This window comes from Olsenella sp. CU969 (assembly GCF_905219715.1).
GTDB classification, from domain to species: Bacteria; Actinomycetota; Coriobacteriia; order Coriobacteriales; family Atopobiaceae; genus Granulimonas; species Granulimonas faecalis.
Genome location: NZ_CAJMXC010000010.1, coordinates 1 through 26,973, shown reverse-complemented (window position 1 = coordinate 26,973; position 26,973 = coordinate 1). Strand labels below are relative to the sequence as shown.

The window sequence follows — 26,973 nt, the reverse complement described above, 5'->3', positions numbered from 1 at the left end:
CGGAACCATGATCGTACAAGCCGTGCTCGTCGNCCTCATCGGGGCCCTCGGGTGTCTCGACTACCAGTTGGGAACGCTCTACATGTTCAGGCCCATCGTCATGTGCCCCCTCGTGGGCCTTGCCCTGGGTGACCTCCAGACCGGCCTCGCCGTGGGCGCCAGCCTCGAGTTGCTGTTCATGGGGTCCATCTCCATCGGCGCCTACGTGCCGCCCAACGAGACCATCGGCGGCGTGCTGGNCTGCGCGTTCGCCATCTCGCTCGGCGAGGGGACCGAGGCGGCCATCGCCCTGGCGATGCCCATCGCGGTGCTCTCCCTGGCCATCGGCAACCTGCTCCAGCCCATCTNNCCCTTCTTCGTCGACAAGGCCGACGCCTTTGCCAAGAAGGGGAACCTCAGGGGCATCTACGCGCTGCACTGGGGTATCGGCCTGTGGGGCTGCGTCGAGTACTTCCTGCTTTGCGNGGGCGCCTTTCTCCTCGGCGTGGACGCCGTGCAAGGCATCCTCGATTGGATCCCCAGCTTCATCCTCGACGGCTTCGGAGTGGCCGCGAACCTTCTGCCGGCCATGGGCTTCGCCATGCTCGGCCGCCTCGTGATCACGAAGAAGCTCGTCCCCTTCTACTTCCTGGGTTTCCTGCTCTGCAGCTACATGGGGGTGCCGGTCCTGGGCGTGGCCATCCTCGCCATCATCATCGGCATCGAAAAGTTCGACCTTATCAATATGAACACGGGCGCCCAGATGGCCCTCGAGGGGGATGACGACGATGACTTCTGATGCGATGAACCTCGGCGCCACCGGCGCGACGGTAGAGGACGACGGCAAGATCACCCACAGGGACCTCGTCAAGTCGGCCCTGGGTGTGGGGTCCCTGGGCATGGAGTTCTCCTGGACCTACTACAAGCAGATGAACATCGCCTTCTGCCTGATGATCGCCAATATGCTCAAGAAGATCTACCGTGACGACCCCGAGGGCTACAAGGCCGCCCTCGAGCGGCACCTCGCCTTCTTCAACATCACGGTGCAGTTCGCCCCCTTCGTGGGCGGCGTGGCCATCTCCATGGAGGANNGCGTGGCCNGGGGCGAGATNGACCCGGAGTCGNTGANCGACGTNAAGGCGGNGCTCATGGNNCCGCTCTCCNGCATCGGTGACTCCATCTTCCTTGCCACCATCCGCGTCATCGCCGCCGCTGTGGGCATCGCCCTCTGTCAGGCGGGCAACCCCTTCGGCCCCATCGCCTTCCTGCTCATCTACAACGTCCCCGGCTTCTGGCTGAGGGTCTGGGGCGTCCAGAAGGGCTACGACCTCGGCGTGGACTTCCTCGCCAATGCCCAGGAGAACGGCCTCATGACCAAGGTGATGACGGCCGTGTCCATCGTGGGCGTCATGGTGGTGGGCGCCATGAGCGTGGACATGTTCTGGGCGTCCATCCCCATCGAGATCGGCGTGGGCGAGAACGTGCAGACGGTCCAGGACATCCTCGACGGCATCATGCCGGNCATGTTGGGCATGGCCGNGTTNTGGCTCTACTACTGGCTTCTCTCCAAGAAGATCAGCCCCTCCTGGCTCATCGTCGGTTCGATGCTGCTCGGCGTGGTGGGCGTCTACTTCGGGTTCTTGGCATAGCCCCCCAGGACGGGCGGCGGTCGGCTGGGGCCGGCCGCCGCCCTTTTTGCCGAAACGGGCCGCAGGGATGCGGCCTACGGGTTGCGGGACACCGCGGAAAGGGGCGCCTCTGCGCCGCGTGATATGAGATGAGAAGAACCGTCGACGGCACCACGGCGGAGCACCGCCTCTCGAGGGCGGAGGTCGACCTGATCTGGATCGAGTCGCTCCAGTGGNGCGNCAACAACGCCGTCGACTTCCTGGGGCTCATCGGTGCCGCCACCTACGATCTCGCCGGCGGGGCGTTCCTCGTCGCCGCTGTCACCCTCGTGCGAAACCTCTGCGTCTCGGCGGGCAACGCCTTGGCGGGGCCGGCCATCGACCGGGTCGGGCCGCGCCGGGTGGCCATGGTCACGGTGGCCGCGGCGGCGGTGTCGAGCCTCGTGATGGGCGTGGTGCCCATCAGTGTGCCATCCCTTGTCTTCGCGGCGGTCTTCCTCGGGCTCTGCGGCGGGTTTCTCAACACCACCACCCATGCGTACCCCGGCTACCTCCAGCCGGACGAGCACGGTAGGCAGCGGCTTAATGGCCTGCTGGTGTTCTACAGTAACATCGCCTTCACCTTGGGCCCGGTTGCGGGAGGGCTTCTAGTGGGCGTGCTCCCCACCAACTCGGTCTACCTGTTCATGGCGGCCGTCATGGCCGTGACCTTCCTGTTCGCCCGCGACTGCCGGGAGCGGGTGAGGCCCGCCGGGAACGGCGACGCGCCTGCGGGCGTGGTCTCCGGCATGATGGAGGGTGCGCGCATCACCTTCTCCAACCACGACCNGCTCATCATCTTCGTCTCNGGGTTCNTGGGGTTCTTNGCCTTCGGCGCCTTCGACTCGCTCGAGTCGCTTTTCTACCGCGACGTGCTGCGGGTCGACATCGTGTGGCTGGGTTGGCTCTCCGCCGTGGTGGGCCTCACCTCGTCGGTGGGCGCGTGGGTCCTCACCCGCGTCCCCTCCTCCCGGATCGACCTCGGGCTGTTGCTGGAGTCGCTCTTAGCGGTGGGTGTGGGGTCCATGGTCTACGNGGGGACCGACATCCTGTGGGTGGCCGTCCTCGGTCAGGCCGTCAACGGGTTCGCCTGGGGCTTCCTGGAGCCGGTGCAGATGACCCTGGTGCAGCAGGAGACGCCCATCGCCTCCCTTGGCCGCGTCATGGGATTCGTGCGCTTCGGCCTCATGAGNGCCGGCGTGCTGCCCCTGCTGGCGGCCCCGTTCCTGGCAGACGCCTTCGGCGTCCAACCGGTGCTCTTCGGGGCGTCGTGCGTCATCGCGGTGGTGGGTGCGGCGTTCTGCCTGTGGTGGCGCTTCAGCCGGGAGAGGTGACCCAGGGGCGGTGCCCGGTGCCGGCCTGCCGCGCGCGAGAGCGGTGCCTGACCCATCTGTCANACGCGTCCCGTTGTGGGGGCCNTCCGGGAGGGCTATCGTTCTGGGGATGCCCACAGACGGGAGGCCGTATGGCGCTGTTCGATGCGGAGCACCTCAGCACGACCTACATGAGCCGGGGAGAGCCGCACGCGCCCTTCGACGACGTGTCGTTCGAGCTCTCGGCCGGCGGTGTCTACGACCTCACCGGTCCCTCGGGATCGGGCAAGACCACGCTGCTCAGGGTGTGTGCCCGCATGCTGCCGAGAACCTCCGGCACCCTCAGGATCGAGGGTGCGGATGCCGNGTCGATGCCCCGGCCCAGTGGCGCCGGCGGGTGTGCCTCGTCCCCCAGCAGTGCACGCTCGTGCCCGGGACCGTGGGCGACAACCTGCGCCTCCCTTGGACACTCAGGATCAACGCCGGCTCCAGGCCGCCGGATGACGCGGAGCTCGCCCGCCTCCTCTGCGCCGTGGACCTGGGCGACGTCGGGTGCGGCACGGATGCCTCCCAGCTCTCCGGCGGCCAGCAGGCCCGCGTGGCGCTGCTCCGGGCCTTCGCCACGCGCCCGCGGGTGCTCCTCCTCGACGAGGTGGACGCCGCGCTGGACGACGACTCCGCCATGGCCGTGGGCCGCCTCTGCCGCTCCTTGGCCGCCGAGGAGNGCTGCGCCGTGCTGCGCATCCGCCACCGGCCGCCCGACGGCATGGCCGACGCCGTGTTCGTGCTCGCCGACGGCGTCATCGACCGCACCGAGACCGGGGGAGGGGATGCGTCGTGACCGGGGGAGTCGTCGACATCGGGTACCCGGAGCTGCTCATGGCCGTGGCGCTCATGGGCGTGGACCTCGTCGTGTCGTGGAGGCTGCGCCTGGGGCTCGTGAGGTCCATCGCCGTGTCCACGGCGCGGCTCCTCGTGCAGCTGCTGGCCCTCGGGTTCGTGCTCGGTTACCTGTTCCGATACCAGACGGTGTGGTGGGTGGCCCTCGCCGTGGCCGTGATGTCGCTGGCTGCCACGCAGATCGCCTGCGACCGCACGCGCAAGACGGTGCGTGGGGTCGCCCCGAGCGTGTTCGTCTCGATCTTCGTGCCGTCGGTCTCCGTGGCCCTCGTGGTGGTGGACGGCGTCATCGGGGCCCAGCCGTGGTGGAACGCGCAGCAGCTCGTGCCCATCCTCGGCATGGTGATGGGAAACGCGCTCTCGTCGGTCTCCGTGGCCATCGAGCGGCTCTTCTCCAGCATGGACGCCCGGAGCCAGGAGATGTACGCCATGGTGGCCCTCGGCGCCACGCCGCGGGAGGCCGCCTTCCCGTCCATCAAGGCCGCGGTCTCCGCCGGCATGGCACCCACGCTCGCCACCATGTGCGCTGCGGGTATCGTGCAGATCCCGGGGATGATGAGCGGTCAGATCCTGGCGGGCGCCGACCCGATGATCGCCGCCAAATACCAGGTGGTGGTGCTCCTCATGGTCAGCGCGGCCGGCACCGCAGCCATCGTGTGCGCCTGCTACCTGGCTTACCGCCGTCGGTTCACCGACGAGGGCTACTACCTGGANCCGGGCCTGCGCGACGAGCTCTCCCCTANGCGCTGANGTGTGACAGCGGTGCCTGGCCCATCTGTCACCTTGCCTATTGACTGATTGATGCTGAGGCGGCACATCGCGCCTCGTGATCGCCTCCTGCCCGTCCGGAACCGGTTCCGGACGGGCAGGAGGCCTCGATTGGTCAACCAGGCTGCTGGCCTCGGCGAGTNGCGACGTAACGTTGGTTCTTGCTCCGCGGTTTGTCGGGGAGGGTCCTCAGGAGGAGGCCGCGGTCTGCCATCGGATTGAGGTAGTACGAGGCGACGTACGCCTTGCTGGTATCGAAATGCTCGGCGACCTCCTCGCGGCTGCGGGGTATGCGGCAAAAGGCGATGACAGCCTCCTCGGAGAGAGGCTCGCCCTCGCCCTCCCTCTCGCGTGTCGACGCATCTCCGTAGACGGTGACACGNAACTCCCCCCGCCGGTCTTCGAAAACCGGTGGAAGGAGGTCGGCCCTTTCGCATTCGTCGCGGATGACGGGGATGCCCGAGTGGCGGTTCTCGGCAACTCCTTGAATCTCAAGAATCGAGNCGAGGGTCGGGTTGCGCGTCTGCATGTTCGAGACGCCCAGTTCTTCCACGCTCTGACCGCCGTAGATTCCCCCAGGGTTCGAGCACTCGATCCTATCGGAGTAGATCGTGAGGCGCGTGGGCGTGCCGTTGTTGTAAGGGCCANAGTCACGGTGCATCAGGGAGTTCGTCACTATCTCGCGAATCGCTCGCTCGGGATATTGAGGAACATCTTTCCGGATGGCTCCCATGATCACGGAGCGCGTCTTCGTATTGCGTGCGACAAACGCCATGGTGTNCTCCACAATCTCGTCGATCGTGCCGTCCATGNTCTTGTTGTCCAANAAGCGGTTCCCCACCTCGTCCTGAGAGATCGAGGGCCCTGCGACGGCGATCGCCGTGAGACATAGGTTGGGATATTCCTGCTGAGGGTAGTCGCCAAGGGTCATGATTCCGGCCAAAGTGGGCTTTCCCCCTACGACAGCGCCCGTGAGGGCGAGGACCTCTTCTTGGCTCCGTTCGGAAAGTCGCATCCTGTTCTTCTGGGCGGCGGAGACGAATGCGGCCGTCTTGGAGTTGTCTAGCAGGTCTGCGGAGGATCCCTCGGGAATCATACGGTCGGAGCGGGTGCCGTTTTTGAAGGCCTCGATCTCGTAAAGTTCCTGCGGGCTCATGTGGATGTCCTGGTCACCCGCACGAATATAGGAGCCCNTGGTGATGCCTGCGGTCGTGCGGTAGGCGGGGCGCCTCCCCATGGGCAGGCCTTCGATGATGGCGCCTACGATAACGGCGCCGTCTCGTTCGGCTAGGGCGAAGGTCGGGCGCAGCTCGGNAGTCATCTCCTTGCACTGTTCGACGATGTCCCGTTGCACCTTCTGCGCGTCAAAGACACCAACGGGGGCGAAGCCCTTCCCCTCGTCGATCCCGCAGAGGATGATTCCGCCTTCGGTTTGGTTGGCGAAGCTCGAGAGTGTTTCGTACAGNTTGGGGGTGCCGCCTCGCGCGGCCTTCACCTCGACGGTCTGTCCCTCGCATTGGAGGGNGGTCACACGGTCCACGGCGGCTTCGACAGTTTGGTCCATAGCTTCCTCGCGATACTTCGCATACTCTTTTCTGATATGAGAAGATTATGGCAGNANCTGCTATTTGTCCGCTNAATATNAGAAGAACATCGCAGATTTCTGCGATGTTCTTCTTATATCAGAAAAGAATGGCAAAAACGCTCCTTGGTCGACGAGGTGCCTGGGAAAAGGGCCGGACTTTATTGGTGTGGGGTCTAGGGTCTGGAATCCCATACGGCCGACCCTTCCCGGGGCCGGTTCCGGGAAGGCTGAGGTGCCCCGATGGGCCCTGCGGGCGTCCCNGGCCCGCCCGCAACCGGTTCCGGGCGGGCGGTTTTCAAAAGAGGAGAAACCAACCCCGCCCGCAATCAGCTCCGGGCGGGAAAACCGTCCCAAAACCCACTCCGGTCGCCCGAATAACATTCAATTGGGAAACTACCGGCGCCCGGAACCGGTTCTGGGCGCCCGGACGCCCGGCCTCGCGCCCTGCCCCCGCAACCCGCTTCCCCGCACGACAAGAAACCGGGGCCGGGCGACGCATCCGCCGCCCGGCCCCAGCCGATCCGCCGATTAAAGCCGGCCCGTCCGGCTACTCGCAGCAGTCCTCGCCNAAGGCGTAGCGGCCCAGGGCGTCGGCGCCGAGGATGGCGCTCTCCACCATGTCCACGGTCACCTCGAAGGGCATGTTGCCCATGGTGTCGCCGGGGGCGCAGGCGGCCTCGGCCACGGCGCGGACCTTCTCGGGCGTGACGTCGGTGACGCCGATCTGCGCCAGGGTCACGGGCAGGCCCACCTCGCAGCAGAATCCGATGACCTCGTCCAGCTGCTCGGACGGCGCGNCCTCCAGCACCAGCTGCACGANGGTGCCAAAGGCCACCTTCTCGCCGTGGTACATGCCATGGGTCTCGGGCAGCTGCGTGAGGCCGTTGTGCACGGCGTGGGCGCAGGCGAGGCCGCACGACTCGAAGCCGATGCCGCTGAGCAGCGTGTTGGCTTCAACGATATGCTCCACGGCCTTGGTGGCGGCGCCGGCCTCGAGGGCCACCTTGGCCTTCACGCCGTCGGCCATGAGGGTCCTGTAGCAGAGCTCGGCCAGGGCAAGGGCCGCCATGGTGGACTTGCCGCCGGCACAGGTGCCGGCGTCGGCGTCCACGCAGGCCTTGGCCTCGAACCAGGTGGCCAGGGCGTCGCCCATGCNGGAGNCCGTGAGGCGCANGGGTGAGGCCGCGATCACCGTGGTGTCCATGAGGACGATGTTGGGGTTGGACGGCAGGAACAGGTACTCGTCGAAGGCGCCGTCGTCGGTGTAGAGGACCGAGAGGGCCGAGCAGGGCGCGTCGGAGGAGGCGATGGTGGNGCAGANCACCACGGGCGCGCCCTCGTAGAAGGCCACGGCTTTGGCGGTGTCGAGCACCTTGCCTCCGCCCACGCCCACGACCACGTCGCAGCCCTGCCCAGCCACGACGCCGCGGATGCGCTCCACCTCGCCCTTGCTGCACTCGCCGTTGAAGTCCTCGAAGACCACGGTGGCGTCCGCGGTCTCGAAGCCGCCGGCGATCTTGTCGCCCACGCGCCTCTTGCCGCTGGGGCTGCAGATGACGAGGGCCTTGGAGCCGAGCGGCGTCACGTAGGTGCCCAGGTTGGCGAGCTCGTCGGGACCCTGGATGTACTTGCTGGGGCTGTTGTAGATCTTGGCCATGGATAGCTTCTTTCTGAATGGTATTTACCTACGTTCGATATGGTAATGGATTTCAAGTGACGTTAATGACACGGAGGCGAGGGCGCACAATAGGGGTGTAGCCGACAAGGGGAGGTACGCGATGGCCGGGCGCAGGAACTGGACCGAGCAGGAGTATCTGGCCGCGCTGGTGCTCTACCTCACGGTGCCTTCGGGGCGTCATGNCAGCNGGAACCCGNGGGTCAGNGAGCTTGCGGAGGCCATGGGCCGCACATCGGGGTCCGTGGTCATGCGTCTCGCGAACTTCCGCGCCTGCGACCCCAACGCGGGCACCGTCGGCCTCACCCATATCTCCCAGGGGGATGTGGCCCTCTGGGAGCGGTACCTTTCGGACCCCGAGGGTACCGTGGAGGCNGCCGTCGGTNCCTTCGACGCGGTGATGGGNNCGGCGGGCCTCGACGGCGAGTCGTCGGTGGAGGACGTGCTCGTGGCCGACGACCTCGTGCTCCCCCAGGTCACCACGCGCGAGGCCGTGGTGAGCCAGCGCGTCAATCAGAGCTACTTTCGCAACGCGCTGCTCGACAACTACGGGGAGCGCTGCTGCGTGACGGGCATCTCGGTGCCGAGCCTGCTGGTGGCGAGCCATATCAAGCCGTGGGCGGCGTCGGAGGGGCCCGAGGAGCGCCTGACCGCGGCCAACGGCCTGCTGCTCAACGCGCTGCACGATCGCGCCTTCGACCAGGGGTACCTGACGCTGGGCTTCGACGGTCGCATGCGGGTCTCGTCCAAGCTGCCCCACGGCGGAGGCAACGACATCCTATGGCGCTGCGACGGGCTCGCCGTCGCCCGTCCCAAGCGCCTGCCTCCGGCCCGCGAGTTCGTGGAATATCACCAAGACGTTGTCTTCAAGGGCTGAGATGTGACGTTTCCCCTGGTATCTCCCAATGCAAGAAAGACGCGGCATCACCCAGGCTACGGTCTTGCCGGAGGTGGGGACTGTGGCTGACGATGAGCGCGACCGGTCCGGGGGAGTCTATCTGAGCCGGGTCACCTGGCCGGCCGCAGAGGGCGTGGACGAGGGTCGCTTCCTCGTGCACGGGGCCGACGCCGCGGCGTTCTTCCGTGCCCCCGCACGAGGAATCCTCTCGTGGGGCGCCGAGCCGATGCCCTTCAAGGCGCATGCCGTCGAGGGCGGGGCCGTCCTCTCGGGTCCGGCCGTCGAGGCGGCTGCCGGCGAGCTGGCCGGTGTCGGCTCCCTCGCATTGTTCCGTCATATCGGCGACGGCCGTTATGAGGGACGCGTCCTGCACCGTGACGATGAGATCGAGGCCGCCAGCGAGACAAGCGGCATGGGCCCGGTGCGGACATCGTGGTGGATGAGAATAACTTGATCCCTCTTCCTCCCTGTGGGATTGTTGCCACAGGAGGTCGCCATGAGTATGCCTGCCCAGCGTATAGACGCAACTATCGCCGAGGACATCTCGGCATNGGCCGCCACCGCCCTCGTTGACTGGACGGTCATGTCTAGGGAGGAGCTGCGTCCCCGGCTGCTTGTAAACAACCACAAGGCCGGGGAGAAGGTGCTCGCGCATCTGCTTCGCGAGCTCAGAGGATGTGACTCGTTCGACTTTTCCGTGGCGTTCGTTCGGGAAAGCGGTCTGATCCTCATCGCCGACGTCCTCGAGGAGCTCGCCGCCCGCGGAGTCCGTGGACGCATCCTGACAGGTACATATCTCACGTTTAACGAGCCTCGTGCATTTCGGCGGCTACTCGCTATGGAGAACGTGGATGTGCGCGTCTTCAACGGGAGCCTTCACTCCAAGGGTTATTTCTTCCATCATGCCGGATCCACCCACTTGATCGTCGGTAGCGCGAATCTTACGGACACCGCACTCACGGCCAATCAGGAATGGAACATTGCCCTCTCGTCGACTGACGACGGCGATCTGGTGCGCAGCTCTCGCCGGGAGTTCGAGCGTCTNTGGCATCACGAGAAGACCTCCGANCTTTCGGAGGGATGGATCGAGGAGTACGAGCGCTTCTATCGAGAGCGGCAAAGGGTTCAGGCAGCCTCGTTCACGCAGACCCTCGATGGGTCCATGGTGGCGCCGAACGCCATGCAGGAGCGCGCCCTTCTCGGCATCGACGAGGTACGACGGCATGGTGGTGATAAGGCGCTTGTGGTCTCTGCAACGGGAACGGGCAAGACCTACCTCGCGGCGTTTGACGTTCGGGCGTGTCGGCCGCGACGTATGCTTTTCGTGGTACACCGCGAGCGAATCGCGCGGGCGGCTATGGAGAGCTTCAGGCGCGTTTTGCCCAAGGGCACGACCATGGGGCTTTATGCGGGCGGGGAGCGCACGCCCGATGCCGATTGCGTCTTTGCCACCGTCCAGACTCTTTCGCGACCCGATCATCTGAACTGCTTTGCCCCCGATGCATTCGATTACATCGTCATCGACGAGGTGCATCGTGCCGGAGCGGCATCCTACCGACGGCTTCTCGACCACTTTGACCCGGCCTTCCTGCTGGGGATGAGCGCCACGCCCGAACGCATGGACGGGTTCGACATCTATGCGCTGTTCGACCACAACATCGCGTACGAGATCCACCTGCAGGATGCCCTCGAGTACGACCTGCTGACCCCGTTCCATTACTTCGGGGTTGCGGATGTGGAGGTCGATGGTCAGCCCCTCGAGGAGAAGGCCGACTTCTCGCGTCTTGNGGCAGATGAGCGCATGAGGCATCTGGCCGAGGCCGTGGAGCGCTACGGCTATTCCGGCGACAAGGTGCGCGGCCTCGTCTTTTGCTCNCGTAACGACGAGGCGGCCGCGATGGCTGAGCGGTTCTGCGATATGGGCTATCGTGCCATGGCCCTTTCGGGTTCCACTTCCGACGGTGAGCGTGAGCGGGCCATCGAGCGCNNCGAGATGGAGGAGTGCCCCGAGGCCCTTGACTACCTGTTCACGGTGGACATCTTCAACGAGGGTGTGGATATCCCCGCAGTCAACCAAGTGGTNATGTTGCGACCCACCCAGTCGGCCATTGTTTTCGTGCAGCAGCTGGGACGAGGCCTCCGTCGTGCAGAAGGCAAGGATTACGTGGTCGTCATAGATTTCATTGGGAACTACCAGGGGAATTACCTGATTCCCATAGCCTTGTTCGGTGACAGGATCGGGGCCCGCGAAAGACTCCGGCGCCTGGTTTCCGGTGGCTCCGCGGAACTGCCCGGTGCGTCTACGGTGACGTTCGACTCGGTGGCTGCCAAGACGGTCATAGCGGCGGTCAACCAGTCGAACATGACAAGGGTGGGAGAACTCAAGCGTGCCTATCGGGAGGTCAAGGCCAAGGTGGGTAAGGTGCCGACTCTCGAGGAGTTCGACCGTCTGGGGTCGCTCGACCCCACATGCTTTTTCGAGTCCTCGTTGGGCAGCTACGACGNCTTCCNCTCGAAGTACGAGCCCGACTACACCGTGCGCTTCTCGGAAGTGCAGCGCGACCTTCTGAGGTTCGCTNCCGTCGAGTTTGGCGCAGGCAAGCGGCTCGCCGAGTTGGCGCTTATCGAGAATCTGCTGGTAAGNTCCAAAGTCACTCTCAACAGTGTCGCCGAGGACCTCCGGGCTGAGGTGGAGGGTTGGGACGATGGCTTCGGGGTGGGGTTGAGTTTCGATTCCTGTCTGATGCAGGTGCGAAACGGCTCCAGCGTTCTCGACCTCTCGTGGTATGAGAAGAAGGACCAGGGCAAGTTCCCGCCCATAGCCGNACTGGACGGCGATGTCGTGAGACGTTCTCCCGAACTAGAGGCGGCCCTGACTCAGCCATGGGCCAGGGAGTTCTTCGGCCAGATGACCGAGTTGACAGCGGTGGCNCGCGGCCTGCATCGACGCGACTACGGCAGCCCGTTCAACGATCGCCCCTTCTGTATCGGTCAGCGGTATACACGAAAGGACGCATGTCGGCTTGCCTGCTGGGAGCAAAACGTCACGGCCCAGAACATCGGCGGGTACCTGTTCNAGGACGACGACTGGCTCGTCTTTGTGACTTACAAGANGGATGAGGGAATATCCGACACCATCAAGTATCACGATTACTTCGTGAACCGGTCGACACTGCACTGGATGTCAAAGAACCGGCGGACCAGCACGAGCAAAGACGGCGTCAAACTTTCTGCTTTTGACCCTGACGTGACCCGCATCCATCTGTTTGTGAAGAAGGACGACAACGAGGGCACCGACCACTACTATCTGGGCACCATGCNTCCNGGCGAACTCGTGGACTCGTCTCTTCTCGACAAGGGCCAGCCTGTCTCCGTCTTCGAGACCGAGTTTACGCTCGACCATCCTGTGGACCAGGGCATCTACGACTACATCGTGGGGGCTTAGGCAAGGGGTCCTTCGAGTTTCTCGACCACTTCAAGATCGGCGGGCAGCCAGTGTACCGCCTGCAGGTTGTCCTTTTGAACCNAGCGGAGGTGGCTGTGGGCATGGAGATGCAGGGTCCCATCGACGATCCTGCAGGTGAAACACTCCATGGATAGATGGAAGTCGGGGTAGTCGTACTCGACAGTCACGAAGTGGCAGCCGTCTCCCACGGTCACCTCGAGCTCCTCCCGGATCTCGCGGACACAGGCTTCCCACCCGGTTTCTCCCGTCTCGAGTTTGCCGCCGGGGAACTCCCACCCTCCGGCCATGGGGCCGTAGCCGCGCTGGGCTGCAAGGATGCGGATCCCGTCTACGATGATGGCGGCGGCTACGTGCAGGGTCTTCATGGTCAAGGACGCTCCCTTCGAGACGGACCCGCCCAGGCTACCCCACACCGGCTCGCGATGAAAGATCCTCACTCGGCCGACTGCCCTCGGCGAGCGCCCACGGGGCTGCGCGCCTGAGTGAGTTGGCTTGGGGTCTTCGGTGTGCGGATTTGGCACTCACCGAGCTTCGGTGTGCGGGTTTTCACTCATCGAGACCTCCAAGGGTGCTCACTGAACGCCTCAGCCCACCAAGACCTCCGAGGGCGCGCACCAAAGCNTCTGCCCCTGCCCCCGTTACCGCCCCGCAACGGCCGCGGTGTAGCATCCCTCCAAAGAGAGAGCCCGGCCCGAGGGAGCACCATGATCAACGAGCAGATGTACGCCTACGGCGCCCAGAAGTCCTCCATCCGCGAGATCGCCGCCTGGGGCGCCGCCCGCGCCGCCCAGATCGGCGCCGAGAACGTCTTCGACTTCTCCCTCGGCAACCCCAGCGTCCCCGCCCCGCCGCAGGTAAACGAGGCTATCGTGCGCGCCCTTGCCCTGCCGCCCACGGAGCTCCACGGCTATACCCCCGCCGNCGGCCTGCCCGCCTGCCGCGAGGCCGTGGCCACCTCCCTCAACCGGCGCTTCGGCACCGGTTACGGCCCCGGCGACGTCTTCATGACCGTGGGCGCTGCCGCCTCGCTCTCCTGCACCTTCAAGGCCGTGGTCAACCCCGGCGACGAGGTCATCGTCATCGCGCCGTACTTCCCCGAGTACCGCGTGTGGATCGAGACCTCCGGCGCCACCTGCGTGGAGGTGCCGGCCGACCCGGTCACCTTCGACCTCGACGTCGACGCCGTCGCCGCCGCCCTCACGGCGCGCACCAAGGCCGTGGTCGTCAACTCGCCCAACAACCCCGTGGGCGTGGTCTACGGCACCGAGACGCTCACCCGCCTGGCCGTGGCCCTCGAGGAGGCCGAGCGCACGTTCGACACCTCCATCTACCTCGTGTCCGACGAGCCCTACCGCGAGATCGTCTACGGGGCGGAGGTCCCTTGGGTGCCCGGCGTCTACGGCCGCACCGTCGTGTGCTACTCCTACTCCAAGAGCCTGTCTCTGCCCGGCGAGCGCATCGGCTGGGTGCTCGTGCCCGACACCAACCCCGACCACGACGAGCTCGTGGACGCTGTGGCCGGCGCCGCCCGCGCCCTGGGCTTCGTCTGCGCCCCCTCGCTCTTCCAGCGTGTGATCGTGGACTGCGTGGACGTCCCGGCCGACGTCGCCGCCTATGCCGAGAACCNGGCCCTGCTCTGCGAGGGCCTCAAGGCCCTGGGCTACGAGTATGTGGAGCCACAGGGCGCCTTCTACCTGTGGGTAAAGGCGCTGGAGCCCGACGCCCAAGCGTTCTTCGAGCGCGCCCGCGAGTTCGAGCTGCTGCCCGTGCCCAGCGACTCCTTCGGCTGCGGCGGTTGGGTGCGCGTGGGCTACTGCGTCTCCCGCGACACCATCGAGAGGTCCATGGCGGCGTGGGAGGCCCTGGCAAAGAGCTACCGTTAGGGGCGCACACGGCAAAACCGCTACCCCCGGGGGGCCCCNATGCTTNAGAACCNCTGCGACACCCACACCCACACCGTGTTCTCGCGCCACGCCTTCTCCACAGTGGAAGAGGACGTCCGCGCGGCCGCCGAGGCGGGCCTCGAGCTCCTCGGCATCGCCGACCATCTCTCGGCCATGGTGTCGGCCACGGGAGACGTGCGCGAGTACCAGCACTTCCTCAACATGGGCTGCTGGCCCCGCCGCTGGCACGGGGTGACGCTGCTTCGCGCCGCCGAGGTGGACATCCTCGACGTGGACGGCACCCTCTTTGGCCAGGACGCCATGCTCGAGACCGGCATAACCGAGATGCCCCTGGAGCCCCAGAGCCTCTTCGACCACTGCACCTCCCAGTNCGACTACCTCATCGCCTCCATCNATCACGCCCCTCTCTTCCGCGACCTACCCGTGGCCCGGGCCACCGACCTCTACCTCAAGGCCCTCTCGCACCCCAAGGTGCTCATGGCCGGGCACATGGGCCGCGCCGGCGTGCCGTTCGACACGACGGCCGTCCTCGAGTACTGCCGCGCCGAGGGCAGGCTGGTGGAGATCAACGAGCACAGCCTGGACTTCTCGCCCAGCGAGGTGCCGGGCCACTGCCGCGAGCTCGCCTGCGCCTGTGCNGAGGCCGGCGTCATGGTGGCTGTGAACACCGACGCCCACATCTCCTGCGACGTGGGCCGCGCCCCAAAGGCCCTGGCCATGCTGGAGGAGGTCCACTTTCCCCAGGAGCTTGTGGCCACGCGCTCGGCGGAGGCGTTCCTCGGCGCCGTGGCCCGCGTCGCAGGCCCGGTGGAGGGCCTCTAGGGCAGGTCGTCGGCGCCCGGGCTCCTGTGCCGTCTTCTTGGCCGGGTGCCGCCGCCCGCANTCCGGGCGCTCCCGGGGGAACAGACCCAGCGTCACAACGCAGCGCCGACCACCGTCGCAAAGGGGTCAAACATGGAGAAGTTCGTCTCGTGGAACGTCAACGGCATCCGCGCCATCCTGCGCAAGGACTTCATGGCGTTCTTCGACCGGGAGGACGCCGACGTCTTCGGCGTGCAGGAGACCAAGTGCCAGGAGGGCCAGGTGGAGCTCGACCTCCCTGGCTACCACCAGGCTTGGAGCTACGCCGAGAAGAAGGGCTACAGCGGCACCGCGGTCTTCTCCAAGAAGGAGCCGCTCCAGGTGGTCCGCAAGGTGGGCCTGCCCGTGGCCGACGAGGAGGGCCGCGTCTGCGCCTGCGAGTTCGAGGGGTACTGGTTCGTCTCGGTCTACTCGCCCAANTCCCAGGACCGGCTCCAGCGCCTGCCTATCCGCGAGGAGTGGGACGCCCACCTCACGAGGTTCCTCGACGGCCTGGCCAAGGACAAACCCGTCATCCTGTGCGGCGACCTCAACGTGGCCCACAAGCCCATCGACATCGACGACCCCGAGAAGAACGCCGGCCACGCCGGCTTCACCGACGCCGAGCGAGACGACCTCACCCNCCTGCTGGACTCCNGNTTCGTGGACNCCTTCCGCTACCTGNATCCCACGGAGGCCGACGTCTACACCTGGTGGAGCTACCGCGAGCGCGCCCGCCGTACCAACGCCGGCTGGCGCCTGGACTACTTCCTGGTGTCCGACGCCCTCAAGGACAAGGTCGCGGCGGCCAGCTGCCTCACCCAGGTCATGGGGTCGGACCACTGCCCCGTGACGCTCANGCTGGACCTCTCCGCCCCGGGTCGTTCGTGAACGCGAGACAGGGGGAGCTTCTTCGCAGGCTCTTGGATGCGGAGGGCCATCTCACGGCCGTGGAGCTCGCGGATGACCTGGGCTGCTCCGAGCGTACGATACGGTCGGACGTGGGGGTGCTGCGGGACGCGATGGCCCGCGAGGGGCTGCGCACCACCGTGGACGCCAGGCGCGGTGCCGGCATCGGCCTCACCGTGGTCCCGGGAGAGCACGACTCGCTGCTGCGTCTTCTGGGTGAGAGCGACACGTCCATGCACCCACGCTTCGAGCGCCTGTGCCAGGAGATGCTGCTGANGGTGGCCACGCCGGGCCCCCATAGCTCCCGTAGCCTGGCCTCTGCCCTCTACCGCACGCCCACGCAGGTGCAGCGCGACCTTCACTGGTGGCGCGGGGTCTTGGGAAAGAGGCACCTTGCGTCGGTCAAGGGGCGTTCCGTGGACGTGGAAGGCGACGAATGGGCCCTTCGCGGCTTTGTCATGTCGCTTCTCTTCGCCCTGGCGCCTCCGGCCGTGCGCTCCCACATCCTGCCCATGCTCACCGACGGGCTCTCGGCNGAGNANCTTGCTGCCATCGAGGAGTGCGANGAGGACCTCCAGGATGCCCTGGGTTTTGAGTTTTCCGGCAACGCCGCTTGGCAGCTCTCGGTGTACCTGGTCCTCATGCTGGTGCGCATTCGCCTGGGCCACGTCATCGAGTCGTGGCCGCACGGCCAGGAGCCCCACGGGGTCCTGCGAAAGCTCGGTGCCAAGCTGGAGAGGCGCTGCGCCGTTGCCGTGAGCGACGCCGAGCTGGCGCTGCTCTGGGACATGGCGCGGTGCTGCACGTGGCAGTGGAGCCTTGCCGCCCTGGATGCGGCCGAGCCCAGCGAGCGTGCGCGCACCATCGTGGGCGCCATGGACCGGGCCCTGGCCGCCGCCTTTGGCGAGCCCCTNTCCCCTGCCCTGATCAAGCCCCTGGCCATCNTCGTCGAGAGCAGCCTCGTGCGCCGCNCCTGCGGGCTCTCGGCGCTCAACCCCAACGAGTGCTCGGTCAAATACGACGCCATGGATGCGGCTGCGGCCGTCTCGTCGGTGCTCTGCTCGGTGCCCGAGTTTGTGGACGCCGACCTCTACGGGTCGGACTATGGACGCCTCTTGCTGGCGCTGCTCGACTACATCGAGTCGACGGGGTCGCTGCGCTCGTTGCGCGTGGGCCTTGTGGTCAACTCGGGTATCGACCTGGCCATCTGGGGGGCGGCCCGCATCGAGCGCCTGTCGCCACGCCTCAAGGTGGTCGACGTGCTCAACGGGCAGAGGGTCGAGGCTGCGGGTGGCCCCGCTGCCGCCGNCCTGGAGCGGTTCGACTTCCTCGTCTCCTTTGAGCCGCTGTCGGTAGACTATCCCAGCATCACGGTGTCACCGGCGGTCTCCCGCGCCGACGTCGACGCCATAATCGACTCCATCCCCCTTTGGCGTCGCGGCCGCACGCCCATACCCTGGGCCCGAAAAACGCTGCNTGCATTGGCTGACNCCCATGGGCTCGTGGGGGCGCTCTATGAGGACCTCTGCGCCGAGGGGCTCCTTGCCATGGGGGAGGAGCGGTTCCGCTGGCTCTTGCGGGAACTCTCGTGCGTCAAGGGGCGCACGCTGGTGTGGTGCTGGTGCGGCCCCGACGTAAAGGCTGCCGGCATTCGCATCTATACGGTGTCCGGTGCCCCCCAGGNGGCGGTGCAGTGGCCGTCCNTGGCGGTGCTGGTGCTCCCGATCTCCGAGCGTGGTCAGCTCGCGGTGCAGACCCGTTGGTTCAAGCAGCTCGTGGCTGAGTTCGCCGACCTNGGGACCCCGGCAGACGACGAGTTCCTCTCCACGCTCACCCGCCAAGAGGGGGCGGTCTGGGCGTAGGNGCCAAGGCGGGTCGATACGCAACAAGGGCCCCTTTCGCGCGGCGAAAGGGGCCCTTGTGCGGGCGCGTGCCCAATGGTTGGACGCGGTGTTGGCTNGGCGCGGTGGCGCTGGCAGAAGGACAGAGTGAGGTAGCCGGACAGGGCGCCGCCGGCGGCGCAGAGCATGCCCTTGAGCAGGGTCATGGCGCCCAGGCCCAGAGGCCCGGTGGCCTGCATCGCCAGGGTGCAGGTGCCGGTCATGGCGACGGCGCAGATCAGGGCCACCAGGAGCATGGAGGCTCCGTATGCGCGGGGCATGGGGCAGCAGAGCAGCCCGTCGCCCTCGGCGGCCGTGAACGTTCCGTGGGCCCGATCCATCTTGGTGAGCGGCACCACGCAGGCAAAGAGCAGGGGTCCCAGAAGCAGGCCAGTGAAGGCCAGGTCGTGGGCGGCGTCGGCCGGGGTGNAGATGGCGCCGGGGGCTGAGTGGTGCAAGAGGTAAAAGATGACGGCGTTGATTATGCCGTTGATGACGCCGTAGCCGATGAGGCACTTATGGCGCATATAGGCGACAAAGGGTTTGGGCTGATGGGCGCTGTGCTCGGCGACTGATTCCATGGTTTCTCGATCCTCCCGTGAGAGCCTGCGTGTAATGCATATTCTGATGATATGGGCGCGTCCCTTGACGAGGGCAAGTATAGAAAGCGNTGGGGCGTAGCNGGCCTTCAACCGTTTCCGGAGCTCCGGAAACGGTTGCGGCGCGGCTATGTCTGACCGCTTCCTATGATGGGTGCCGTACTCAAGCCCCGACGGAGACGCCCTATGACGCCCCGCCAGACCACTTCCGANGGAGGAAGNATGGCATCTATCAAAACCGCATCCAAGGCCGAGGGAGNCGCCGAGAAGTTCCTGGTGGCGCCGATCANCGTGNTGATCTTGGCCCAGATGGGCACCTCCGGTGACAACGGGGCCCTGGGCCTCGCCAACCAGCAGCTGGTGGACGTGCTGGGGGCCACCACCCCCGACATCCAGCTTGCCAACATGGTCTACTCCCTCATGGCTGGCGCGTTCATGGTGGCCGGCGGCCTGGTGGGCACCATCATCGGCTTCCGCAAGAGCTTCCGTATCGGCGTGGCCATGTGCGCGGCGGGCGAGCTCGTCATGNCCCTGGCCCCGTCGATGGCNGTGTTCATCTGGGGCGGCCGTGTGCTCGTGGGCTTTGGCGCGAGCTTCATGATCCCCGCGGTGCTGGGCCTCGTTCCCTTCATCTACCACGGAAAGAACCGTCTCGTCGCCTTTGGCTGCATCGGCGCGGCATCGGGCCTCTCTGCCTTCCTGCCCTTGGGCCTGGGCATCGTCATGGAGGCCTCCGGCTTCCGTGTGACCTTCGGCGTTGTGGCGGCCTACTTCGCCGTGGTGCTCCTGGCCTCGCTGGCCCTGCCCTCCTTTGAGAAGCCCGAGGGCAAGNTGCATTTCGACTGGCTCGGCTGCGGCATCGCCTCTGCTGGTCTGTTCCTGATCCTCGTGGGCCTGTCGCGCATCTCTGCCTGGGGTCTCGTCGCTCCCTTTGCCGACGCCCCCTTCACGGTCTTCGGTATTTCCCCGGCGCTGCCCATGGTGTGCGTCGGCCTGGTGCTCCTTGCCATCCTGGTCCCTGTGGAGAAGCGCATCGAGGACAAGTACNGNATCGCTTTGATCCCCCACTCCTTCCTCGCGACCCCGCAGGTCCGTGCCGGCCTCGTAGCCAACGCCGTCACCTTCTTCTTCATGGGCATTCAGGCCATCCTGCTCTCGCCCTACCTGCAGCTCGTTGCNGGCNGGTCGCCGNTGCTCANNGGCGTCATGGCCCTCGCTGTGGGCATCCCCACGTTCCTGTTCGCCTTGGGCGTGCCCAAGCTGCTGCCCAACGCCAATCCCCGCACCATCATCCAGGCCGGCTATGGCGTCATGGCCTTCTCCTTTGTNCCCATGGGTCTCGCCCTGCACGGCTCCGAGGCAGGTCCCCTCATGTGGGTGGGCCTGGTCATTGCCGGTGCCGGCGCCGGTCTGGTGAGCGCCGAGGCCTCCAGCATCGTGGCCCTGGCCGTCAACGAGCGCGACGCTGCCCAGTCCGGCGGCATCCAGGCCACCATGCGCAACGTGGGCCAGGCCATCGGCGTGGCCGCCATCGGTGCCGTGCTCCTCTTTGGCATCACCGCCAACATCAACACGGCCATGGAGCAGAACTCCGCCGTCACCCCCGCTGTGCGCGAGGCCGTGGCAGAGCGCAACATCACCCTCATGGGCGACGCCCAGTTCGAGCAGACCATCGCCGACATTCCCATGGACGACACCTGCCGCGAGGCTCTGGTCTCCATCAACTCCGACGCCCGCGTCGAGTCCACCCGAACCTCGTTCACGGTCTCGGCGGCCCTCGTTCTCCTGGGGCTTGTCAGCACCCGCTGGATCACCATCTTCAGGAAGCAGGAAGAGCCCGTCTCCGACGTGGTGGCCGGCGAGCAGGCCCTCGAGCTCACCCAGCTTGCCGAGGACGTTGCCTAACCCTTCGCTGTGCGGGGCGGCGGGAACGACCCGCCGCCCCTTCTTAAGAAAGGAGTGCGCCATGAAGCGCCTCTTTACCAACGCCACTTTTGTGACCATGCGCGACGCCCGGGAGCGGGCCGAGGCCCTGCTGGTGGATGACGACGGCACCATCGCCTACGTGGGCGACCTCGGCGAGGCCCGCTCCCTTGCCCAGGGCGCCCCCGAGACCGACCTGCACGGCGCCTGCGTGCTGCCGGGCTTCATCGATCCCCACAGCCACTTCACCGGGGCGCTGCAGTACCTACTCTATGCCGATCTCTCGCAGTGCACATCCTTCGCNCAGATCGAGGCCGTCCTGAAGGAGTTCGCCGCCTCCCGCCCCNTCGGCGAGGACGGCGTCATCATGGCCATCGGCTACGACCAGAACAACCTGGAAGAGGGCCAGCACCCCACCCGCGAGCTTCTGGATTCCGTCTCCACCGAGGTGCCCATTCTCATCACCCACGTGTCCAACCATATGGGCGTGGCCAACTCCCGCNTGCTGGAGCTTGCCGGTCTGGATGCNCGGACGCCTGACCCCGAGGGCGGCCGCTACGGCCGTGACGACAACGGCGAGCTGACGGGTTATGCCGAGGAGCCCGCCGCCATGAACGGCCTCTACGCCGTCACGACGCCCCGCATGAACTTAGACTTCTTCTCCATGGCCAACGACATGCAGGANGTCTACCTGGTGNACGGTGTCACCACGTGTCAGGACGGCGCCACGGGCCCCGACATGGCCAACGTGCTCTGCGCCCTGGCCGAGCGCGGCCTTCTCAAGATGGACGTCGTGGGCTATCCCATGGCGGGGAGCGATCCCTTGGCCACCCTGGAGGCCCATCCCGACTATGACGGGTCCAACTATCGGGGGCATTTCCGCCTAGGAGGCCTCAAGATGTTCCTCGACGGGTCGCCGCAGGGCCTTACGGCGTGGATGAGCGAACCCTACGTGGAGGGCCCCGAGGGCGAGCGCGACTGGTGCGCCTACGGCACTATGAGCGACGAGGATGCCCTGGCCTTTGCCAAGGCGGCCGTGGACACCAACCACCAGCTGCTCTGCCACACCAACGGCGACGCCGCCGCCGACCAGCTCCTGCGCGTTTACGCCCAGGCCCGGGCACAAAGCGCCAACCCCGACGCCAAGGCGCTCCGCCCGGTGATGACCCACTGCCAGACCGTTCGCAAGGACCAGCTCGAGACCATGGCCGAGCTATCGATGGTCCCCTCCATCTTCGCTTCCCACGTGTGGTACTGGGGCGACGCCCATGTGAAGAACTTCGGCCCCGTTCGCGGCGGTCGGGTGAGCCCTTGCGGCGACGCCGTGGACTGCGGCCTGCCGTTCACGCTCCATACCGATACCCCGGTGCTGCGCCCCAACCTCCTCGAGGGGGTGTGGTGCGCCGTGCGCCGCGTCACCAAGGGTGGCCGCCAGCTCGACGCCGAGCAGGCCGTGAGCGTCTTTGACGCGCTGCGCGCCATCACCTACAACGGCGCCTACCAGTACGGCGAGGAGAGCTCCAAGGGGACCCTGGAGGCGGGCAAGCTGGCCGACCTCGCCGTGCTCGACGCCAACCCCCTGGAAGTGGACCCCGATGAGATCCGCTCCATCAAGGTGTTCGCCACCGTCAAGGAGGGCGAGAACGTCTGGGAGCGCAAGGCCTGCTAGTGGGTTTGGGCCACGGCCGATATGCAGGGGGCTGGAGACGCCGTGTCTCCGGCCCCTCTTCTTTTTGCGGCTCTCCTACAGCCCGCAGAACGCCAGCACGCGCTCGAGCTCCCGTGCGGCCTGGATGTAGCCGGCGTCCCACGACGCCTCCAGCCGCGCCTTGTCGAGGCACGCGTTGTCCACCGGCATGGTGTCGGGCCGGATCACGAGGGCCTGGCCCCGGCGCTCCATGTCCTCGAGCTCGGCCATGGCGTCGTTGTAGGCCTGCGCCCTGGCCACGAGCGCCTCGGCCACCCGCGGGTAGCGAGCCAGCGCCCGGCGGGCCAGGAGCCGCTGGGCCGTGCCGAGGGTCTCCTTGCGGTAGCCACGCGGCCGTGTGGCCACCACCACGAGCCGCTCGTAGCCGTCGGCCAGGGCCATGCCGTGGGGCAGCCCGCCGCGGTCTCCCAGGCCGCCGTCGAACCAGAGCTCGCCCTCGATCTCGACGGGGTTCATGAGGAGGGGCATGGTAGAGCTGGCCCGGGCGTGGCGGGCGAGGTCCACGGGGTCGGCGTAGTCGGCCTTGTGCCACGTGCGGGTGCGTCCGGTGTCGGCCGAGAAGGCCTGCANNGCGGCCTCGGCGGGGGTCTCGCAGAAGGCGCCCCANCGCACGGGCACCTCGCCCGACTCCACGCACCCCTCGTAGAGGTAGTCGGAGTTGAAGTAGCNCTCGCNGCNCAGGAANTGGCCGATGCCGCCGNAGCGCGGGTCGTCGGCGTACTCCACGAACTGCAGCCGTGAGCGGTGGGCGTCGCGGGCCACGTGGTTCACCGTGAGCGACGAGCCGGCCGAGACGCCGCACACGTAGGGGAAGTCGAGGCCCAGGTCCTCGAGGGCCTGGGAGAAGGCCGCGGTGTAGGAGGCCCGCATGNCGCCGCCCTCGAAGCACAGTGCGACGTCGTTCACGCGGGTCACGGGGTTGTTCGCCATGGGGTCGCTCGCTCTCGGGTCGTGTCGGGTGCTAGCATCGGGCATTGTATCCCGCGCGCGAAAGGCCGGACATGGANCGCGNAACTCATGTGGACAGGGCCCGCGAGGTCCTGAGGGAGGCCGTGGAGCAGAGCGACGACCTCGTGTTCTTCGGCGGTGCCGGCGTCTCCACGGCCAGCGGCATTCCCGACTNCCGCTCCGAGGACGGCCTCTACCGCCAGCAGTTCGCCTACCCGCCCGAGACCATGCTCTCCCACAGCTTCTACGAGGCGCACCCGACCGAGTTCTTCGACTTCTACCGCAAGAAGATGGTGGCCCTGGGGGCGAGGCCCAACCGCGCCCACCGCAAGCTGGCCGAGCNCGAAGGGTCGGGCCCCCTCNNNGCGGTGCTCACCCAGAACATCGACGGCCTGCACCAGATGGCCGGCAGTCGCAACGTGCTCGAGCTCCACGGCTCGGTGCACCGCAACGTCTGCCAGGGCTGCGGCCGCGTGTACCCGGCCGAGTGGGTCATGGCNACCGAGGGCGTGCCCGTGTGCGAGGAGTGCGGCGGCCCCGTGAAGCCCGACGTGGTGCTCTACGAGGAGCCCTTGGACCGGCGCGTGCTCGACGCCGCCGCCGATGCAGTCGCCCGGTGCGACACGCTGGTGGTGGGCGGGACGTCGCTCGTGGTGTGGCCCGTGGCCGGACTCGTGGACCTCTTCTCGGGGCGCCGCCTCGTCATCGTGAACAAGGGGGCCACGGCCATGGACGGCCGCGCCGACGCCGTCCTGGACGTGGACATCGCCCGGGCCTTCGACTTCTGAGGGTCTTCCTGCGGTGTCGTGCCGGCNGAGNGCGNATCCCTCCCATAACGGTACAATCAACTAAGTCTTGCAACCGGACCCGGAGGGGCACCCATGGCGTCTGAGCACCATATGGACCGCGCAAAGATCGAGCGGGGCGTGCGCCTCATGCTCGAGGGCGTGGGGGAGGACCCCGACCGCGAGGGTCTCGTGGATACGCCCGCCCGCGTCGCCCGCGCCATGGAGGAGGTCTGTGGCGGGGCCGCCGTGGACGTCGACGGGCTCTTCTCGGTGACCTTCGACGCCGGCTGCCACGACATCGTCGTGGTGCGCGACATCCCGTTCTACTCCCTGTGCGAGCACCACCTGCTGCCGTTCTTCGGCCGGGCCCACATCGCCTACATCCCCGGCCCCGACGGCCGCGTGTGCGGCATCTCCAAGCTCGCCCGCGTGGTGGACGCCTATGCGCGGCGTCCACAGCTGCAGGAGCGGCTCTGCGCCCAGGTGGCCGATGCCGTGGTGGGACACCTCGACCCCATGGGCGTGGTGGTGGTCATGGAGGCCGAGCACCTCTGCATGACCATGCGCGGCGTGCGCAAGCCCGGTGCCATGACCAGCACGTCTGCGGTGCGCGGGGGCTTTGCTGCCAGCTCCACCACCCGTGCCGAGGCCATGAGCCTCATCTTTGACGGAACCCACGTTCGGTAGGAGGCCCTTTTGCTGAGACGNGACTNCGCCACGTGNCAGNGCGGCGACCGCGAGCTCTCCCTCGCGCGCCCGCGCGTCATGGGCATCCTCAACGTGACCCCCGACTCCTTCTCCGACGGCGGAGAGCACGCGGACACCGCGTCGGCCGTGGCCCACGGCCTGGCCCTTCTCGACGCTGGGGCGGACATCGTCGACGTGGGCGGCGAGTCCACGCGGCCCGGGTTCACCCCGGTGGACCCCGAGGAGGAGGCCGCCCGCGTGGTGCCCGTGGTCCGCGAGCTGCTGGATGCCGGCGCCCTGGTGAGCGTGGACACGCGCCATCCCTCCGTNGCCGAGCTCTGNGTGCGCCTGGGTGCGCACNTGCTCANNGACGTCACCGGCTTCACCGACCCCGCCATGGTCAAGATCGCGGCCGAGGGCGAGTGCGGTGTGGTGGTCATGCACGCCGGCGAGGTGGCNGACCACCCCACACGCCGCTCGGTGCTGCTCGACTCCGACCCGCGCTCCCGCGAGGCGGCTGCCGAGGACGCCGAGGNCGAGGTCGCGGATGGCGACGACGCGCCGGCCGACAGGGGCGACGCCTCCTCCGTGCGCCTGGACGAGGTCATGCGCAGGAGCGCCCGTGGCGTCACGAGCCCCACGGTTCGCCTGGCCTCCGGCTCCAACCGGCGGTTCACCCTGNCGGAGTCGGCCCCCATCATGCGTCGCATCATGGGCTTTCTGGGCGACCAGGCCCGCACCCTCATGCGTGCCGGCGTGGCCCACGACCGCATCTGTCTGGACCCCGGCGCGGGCTTTGGCAAGATGGCCGACGAGGACGTGGTGATTCAGCGCGCCTGCGCCCAGATGGTCTCCATGGGCTATCCCATCATGTGCGCCGTGTCGCGCAAGCGCTTCGTGGGCGCCATCTCCGGGGTGGGCTCCGCGGCCGACCGCGACGCCGCCACCATCGGCGCCGCCCTGGNCGCCGCTGAGGCCGGCGCCCGCATCCTGCGGGTGCACGACGTCGCCGGGGTGACCCAGGCCCTGAACGCGTACTGGTCCATCGCACACCCCGGACAGTCCNGCGCCTTCGTGGCCCTGNGCTCCAACGTGGGCGACCGCGTGGGCTACCTTGCCNGGGCCTGCGCCCTGATCAACGAGATCCCGCTTACCTGCGTCTCCGCCGTGAGCCACGCCTACGAGAGCGAGCCCGCCTACGGCATCGCCACCCCGGTGGCCAATGCCGTGGCCGAGCTGCGCACCGAGCTGGCGCCGGAGGTGCTGCTCGGTCACCTCATGGAGGTGGAGCAGGCCCTGGGCCGCACGCGTCCGGCGGGCCAGGACGGCCACGGGCCCCGCACCATCGACTGCGACCTGGTCTTTGTGGAGGGCGAGCGCCACGCCGGCGAGCGCCTGCGGCTGCCGCACCCCGGCCTCGTCGAGCGCGACTTCGTGCTGGTGCCCATGGAGGACCTGGTGCATGACCCGGCCCGCTACCTGCGCCATGCCGGCATCGCGGTGCTGCCCCGCGAGGAGCGCGTGGGCATCGTGCTGGCGGACCTCGGCCCCATCGAGTGGTAGGGGGCACAGTGGTGGATGTGGTGGGCACCTGCGCCTCGGTCCTCGACGAGGCCGCCTCCCTCGCCCGCGAGGNNGTCCCGGCCGGCACCTGCGTGGCCGCTCGCGAGCAGACCGCCGGCCGNGCCCGGCTCGGCCGCGTNTGGGAGTCGCCGGCCGAGGGGCTGGCCGTGGCCGTGGTCCTGCGCCCGAAGGCGCCCATGGGGCTGCTCTCGGGGCTGTCGTCCGTGGCGGGCCNCGGCGCCGTGGACGCGCTGCGGGCCCTGGGGGCGCCGGTCTCGCTTGCATGGCCCGACGACGTGGTNGATGCCTGTGGCCNNAAGCTGGGCGGCGNCGTGTGCAGTGCCGGCTATGGCGAGGGCGGCGTGTTCGTGGTGGCGGGGGTCTACGTGAACGTCCTGCCCCCCGACGGCGACCTCGCGACCGCCGGTTCGCCCGCGCCCCGAGAGGCGGCGGGTCTCGCCTCCCTGCTCGATACGGTGCCCGGCCTCGAGACCCTCGCCGCCGCGATCGGCGACGCCGTCGTCTCCCGCGTCCGCGCCTGGGAGGANNNCATCGCCGCCGGCCAAGGCACTGCCGGCCCCCTCGGGCCGGTGCTCTCGGAGTGGTTCGACGAGATGCCCCTCATGGGCCGGGAGGTGCGGGTGCTCCTGCCCGACGGCCGCGTGGCTGCCGAGGGCATGCTGGCGGGCATCGACGGCTGGGGTCGCGTCACCGTGCGCACCGACGACGGCCGGGAGCTGGAGTTCTCCAGCGAGCAAGGGTCCGTGCGGCCGCGGNAGGGCGGCCCTGCGTCCTTCGGTGAGTGGCTGACCCTTCAGTGAGTGCCTTTGCATGCCTCGGTGAGTGAAAACCCGCACACCAAGGCTCCGTGAGCGTCCTAATCGCTCACTGAAGGTCATCGGGCCGCTCACTGAGCACCCCGCCCCGACCCCTCCCCGCGGCCGTTGTTCAAAACTACATACACACTGAAGTC

22 protein-coding genes and 1 pseudogene are annotated in these 26,973 nt (G+C 67.4%); 19 read left to right on the top strand and 4 right to left on the bottom strand.

What is annotated here, in order from left to right:
• Window positions 1–7 precede the first annotated feature (7 nt).
• The 6 genes and pseudogenes from JX283_RS02220 to fetB all read left to right on the top strand — a co-directional run bounded on the left by JX283_RS02220 (window position 8) and on the right by fetB (window position 4,609).
• Complete coding sequence (locus JX283_RS02220) at window positions 8–778, top strand: PTS sugar transporter subunit IIC (protein ID WP_204829145.1); 771 nt, start codon at window positions 8–10, stop codon at window positions 776–778.
• Window positions 768–1,628: a PTS system mannose/fructose/sorbose family transporter subunit IID gene (locus JX283_RS02215; RefSeq protein ID WP_204829144.1), complete on the top strand. Its 861-nt coding sequence runs from the start codon at window positions 768–770 to the stop codon at window positions 1,626–1,628. The genes JX283_RS02220 and JX283_RS02215 overlap by 11 nt, the downstream gene beginning before the upstream one ends.
• Before the next feature lie 128 nt (window positions 1,629–1,756).
• Window positions 1,757–2,980, top strand: a complete 1,224-nt coding sequence (locus JX283_RS02210; protein ID WP_204829143.1) for an MFS transporter — start codon at window positions 1,757–1,759, stop codon at window positions 2,978–2,980.
• Between the two features lie 131 nt (window positions 2,981–3,111).
• Window positions 3,112–3,318: pseudogene (locus tag JX283_RS08755) on the top strand (ATP-binding cassette domain-containing protein); the annotation flags it as partial.
• Window positions 3,267–3,800, top strand: coding sequence for an ATP-binding cassette domain-containing protein (locus JX283_RS02200; RefSeq protein WP_370583393.1), 534 nt, complete (start codon window positions 3,267–3,269; stop codon window positions 3,798–3,800). The pseudogene JX283_RS08755 and the gene JX283_RS02200, both read left to right, overlap by 52 nt.
• Window positions 3,797–4,609: an iron export ABC transporter permease subunit FetB gene (gene fetB / locus JX283_RS02195; RefSeq protein WP_204829141.1), complete on the top strand. Its 813-nt coding sequence runs from the start codon at window positions 3,797–3,799 to the stop codon at window positions 4,607–4,609. The genes JX283_RS02200 and fetB overlap by 4 nt, the downstream gene beginning before the upstream one ends.
• Window positions 4,610–4,742: 133 nt before the next feature.
• Here the strand turns inward: fetB and JX283_RS02190 are convergent, their stop codons facing one another.
• Together JX283_RS02190 and JX283_RS02185 are read right to left on the bottom strand one after the other, a co-directional pair.
• Window positions 4,743–6,191, bottom strand: a complete 1,449-nt coding sequence (locus JX283_RS02190; protein ID WP_204829140.1) for an ATP-binding protein — start codon at window positions 6,189–6,191, stop codon at window positions 4,743–4,745.
• 568 nt (window positions 6,192–6,759) lie between these two features.
• A complete protein-coding gene (locus JX283_RS02185) occupies window positions 6,760–7,869 on the bottom strand; it encodes a glycerol dehydrogenase (protein ID WP_204829139.1) in 1,110 nt (369 codons plus the stop codon).
• 241 nt (window positions 7,870–8,110) lie between these two features.
• Between JX283_RS02185 and JX283_RS02180 the strand changes: the two genes are divergently transcribed.
• The 3 genes from JX283_RS02180 (at window position 8,111) to JX283_RS02170 (ending at window position 12,230) form a co-directional block, all read left to right on the top strand.
• On the top strand, window positions 8,111–8,764 hold the full coding sequence (locus JX283_RS02180) for an HNH endonuclease (RefSeq protein ID WP_204829138.1): 654 nt from the start codon (window positions 8,111–8,113) through the stop codon (window positions 8,762–8,764).
• Between the two features lie 82 nt (window positions 8,765–8,846).
• Window positions 8,847–9,239 carry a hypothetical protein gene (locus JX283_RS02175; RefSeq protein ID WP_204829137.1) on the top strand — a complete coding sequence of 131 codons (393 nt, stop codon included), beginning with the start codon at window positions 8,847–8,849 and terminating at the stop codon, window positions 9,237–9,239.
• A gap of 42 nt (window positions 9,240–9,281) precedes the next feature.
• The gene (locus tag JX283_RS02170) at window positions 9,282–12,230 is read left to right on the top strand and encodes a DUF3427 domain-containing protein (RefSeq protein WP_204829136.1); all 2,949 of its coding nucleotides are present in this window, start codon (window positions 9,282–9,284) and stop codon (window positions 12,228–12,230) included.
• Here JX283_RS02170 and JX283_RS02165 read toward each other — a convergent pair.
• On the bottom strand, window positions 12,227–12,616 hold the full coding sequence (locus tag JX283_RS02165; RefSeq protein ID WP_204829159.1) for a (deoxy)nucleoside triphosphate pyrophosphohydrolase: 390 nt from the start codon (window positions 12,614–12,616) through the stop codon (window positions 12,227–12,229). The genes JX283_RS02170 and JX283_RS02165 overlap by 4 nt on opposite strands.
• A gap of 339 nt (window positions 12,617–12,955) precedes the next feature.
• On the opposite strand from JX283_RS02165, the gene JX283_RS02160 reads away from it, so the two are divergent.
• The 6 genes from JX283_RS02160 to JX283_RS02140 all read left to right on the top strand — a co-directional run bounded on the left by JX283_RS02160 (window position 12,956) and on the right by JX283_RS02140 (window position 21,975).
• On the top strand, window positions 12,956–14,134 hold the full coding sequence (locus tag JX283_RS02160; protein WP_204829135.1) for a pyridoxal phosphate-dependent aminotransferase: 1,179 nt from the start codon (window positions 12,956–12,958) through the stop codon (window positions 14,132–14,134).
• 39 nt (window positions 14,135–14,173) lie between these two features.
• Complete coding sequence (locus JX283_RS08390) at window positions 14,174–14,977, top strand: PHP domain-containing protein (protein WP_239652429.1); 804 nt, start codon at window positions 14,174–14,176, stop codon at window positions 14,975–14,977.
• A gap of 132 nt (window positions 14,978–15,109) precedes the next feature.
• Window positions 15,110–15,886 carry an exodeoxyribonuclease III gene (locus JX283_RS02155; RefSeq protein ID WP_204829134.1) on the top strand — a complete coding sequence of 259 codons (777 nt, stop codon included), beginning with the start codon at window positions 15,110–15,112 and terminating at the stop codon, window positions 15,884–15,886.
• Window positions 15,883–17,766 (top strand): HTH domain-containing protein, encoded by a 1,884-nt coding sequence (locus tag JX283_RS02150; protein WP_204829133.1) that lies wholly within the window; start codon window positions 15,883–15,885, stop codon window positions 17,764–17,766. Before JX283_RS02155 ends, JX283_RS02150 begins: the two co-directional genes overlap by 4 nt.
• Before the next feature lie 839 nt (window positions 17,767–18,605).
• On the top strand, window positions 18,606–20,288 hold the full coding sequence (locus tag JX283_RS02145; RefSeq protein WP_204829132.1) for an MFS transporter: 1,683 nt from the start codon (window positions 18,606–18,608) through the stop codon (window positions 20,286–20,288).
• 61 nt (window positions 20,289–20,349) lie between these two features.
• Window positions 20,350–21,975: an amidohydrolase gene (locus JX283_RS02140; RefSeq protein ID WP_204829131.1), complete on the top strand. Its 1,626-nt coding sequence runs from the start codon at window positions 20,350–20,352 to the stop codon at window positions 21,973–21,975.
• A 75-nt stretch (window positions 21,976–22,050) separates the two neighbouring features.
• Here the strand turns inward: JX283_RS02140 and JX283_RS02135 are convergent, their stop codons facing one another.
• On the bottom strand, window positions 22,051–22,944 hold the full coding sequence (locus JX283_RS02135) for a patatin family protein (RefSeq protein ID WP_204829130.1): 894 nt from the start codon (window positions 22,942–22,944) through the stop codon (window positions 22,051–22,053).
• A gap of 71 nt (window positions 22,945–23,015) precedes the next feature.
• Between JX283_RS02135 and JX283_RS02130 the strand changes: the two genes are divergently transcribed.
• The 4 genes from JX283_RS02130 (at window position 23,016) to JX283_RS02115 (ending at window position 26,821) form a co-directional block, all read left to right on the top strand.
• Window positions 23,016–23,750, top strand: a complete 735-nt coding sequence (locus tag JX283_RS02130; RefSeq protein ID WP_204829129.1) for an NAD-dependent protein deacylase — start codon at window positions 23,016–23,018, stop codon at window positions 23,748–23,750.
• Window positions 23,751–23,843: 93 nt separating this feature from the next.
• Window positions 23,844–24,437 (top strand): GTP cyclohydrolase I FolE, encoded by a 594-nt coding sequence (gene folE / locus JX283_RS02125; protein WP_239652428.1) that lies wholly within the window; start codon window positions 23,844–23,846, stop codon window positions 24,435–24,437.
• 9 nt (window positions 24,438–24,446) lie between these two features.
• Window positions 24,447–26,000 (top strand): 2-amino-4-hydroxy-6-hydroxymethyldihydropteridine diphosphokinase, encoded by a 1,554-nt coding sequence (gene folK / locus JX283_RS02120; RefSeq protein ID WP_370583392.1) that lies wholly within the window; start codon window positions 24,447–24,449, stop codon window positions 25,998–26,000.
• The gene (locus tag JX283_RS02115) at window positions 25,994–26,821 is read left to right on the top strand and encodes a biotin--[acetyl-CoA-carboxylase] ligase (protein ID WP_204829127.1); all 828 of its coding nucleotides are present in this window, start codon (window positions 25,994–25,996) and stop codon (window positions 26,819–26,821) included. Before folK ends, JX283_RS02115 begins: the two co-directional genes overlap by 7 nt.
• Window positions 26,822–26,973: the final 152 nt, after the last annotated feature.

Excerpts from the sequence above, each read along its gene's own strand:
- folE (WP_239652428.1), top strand. The coding sequence starts at position 23,844 with ATGGCGTCTGAGCACCATATGGACCGCGCAAAGATCGAGCGGGGCGTG.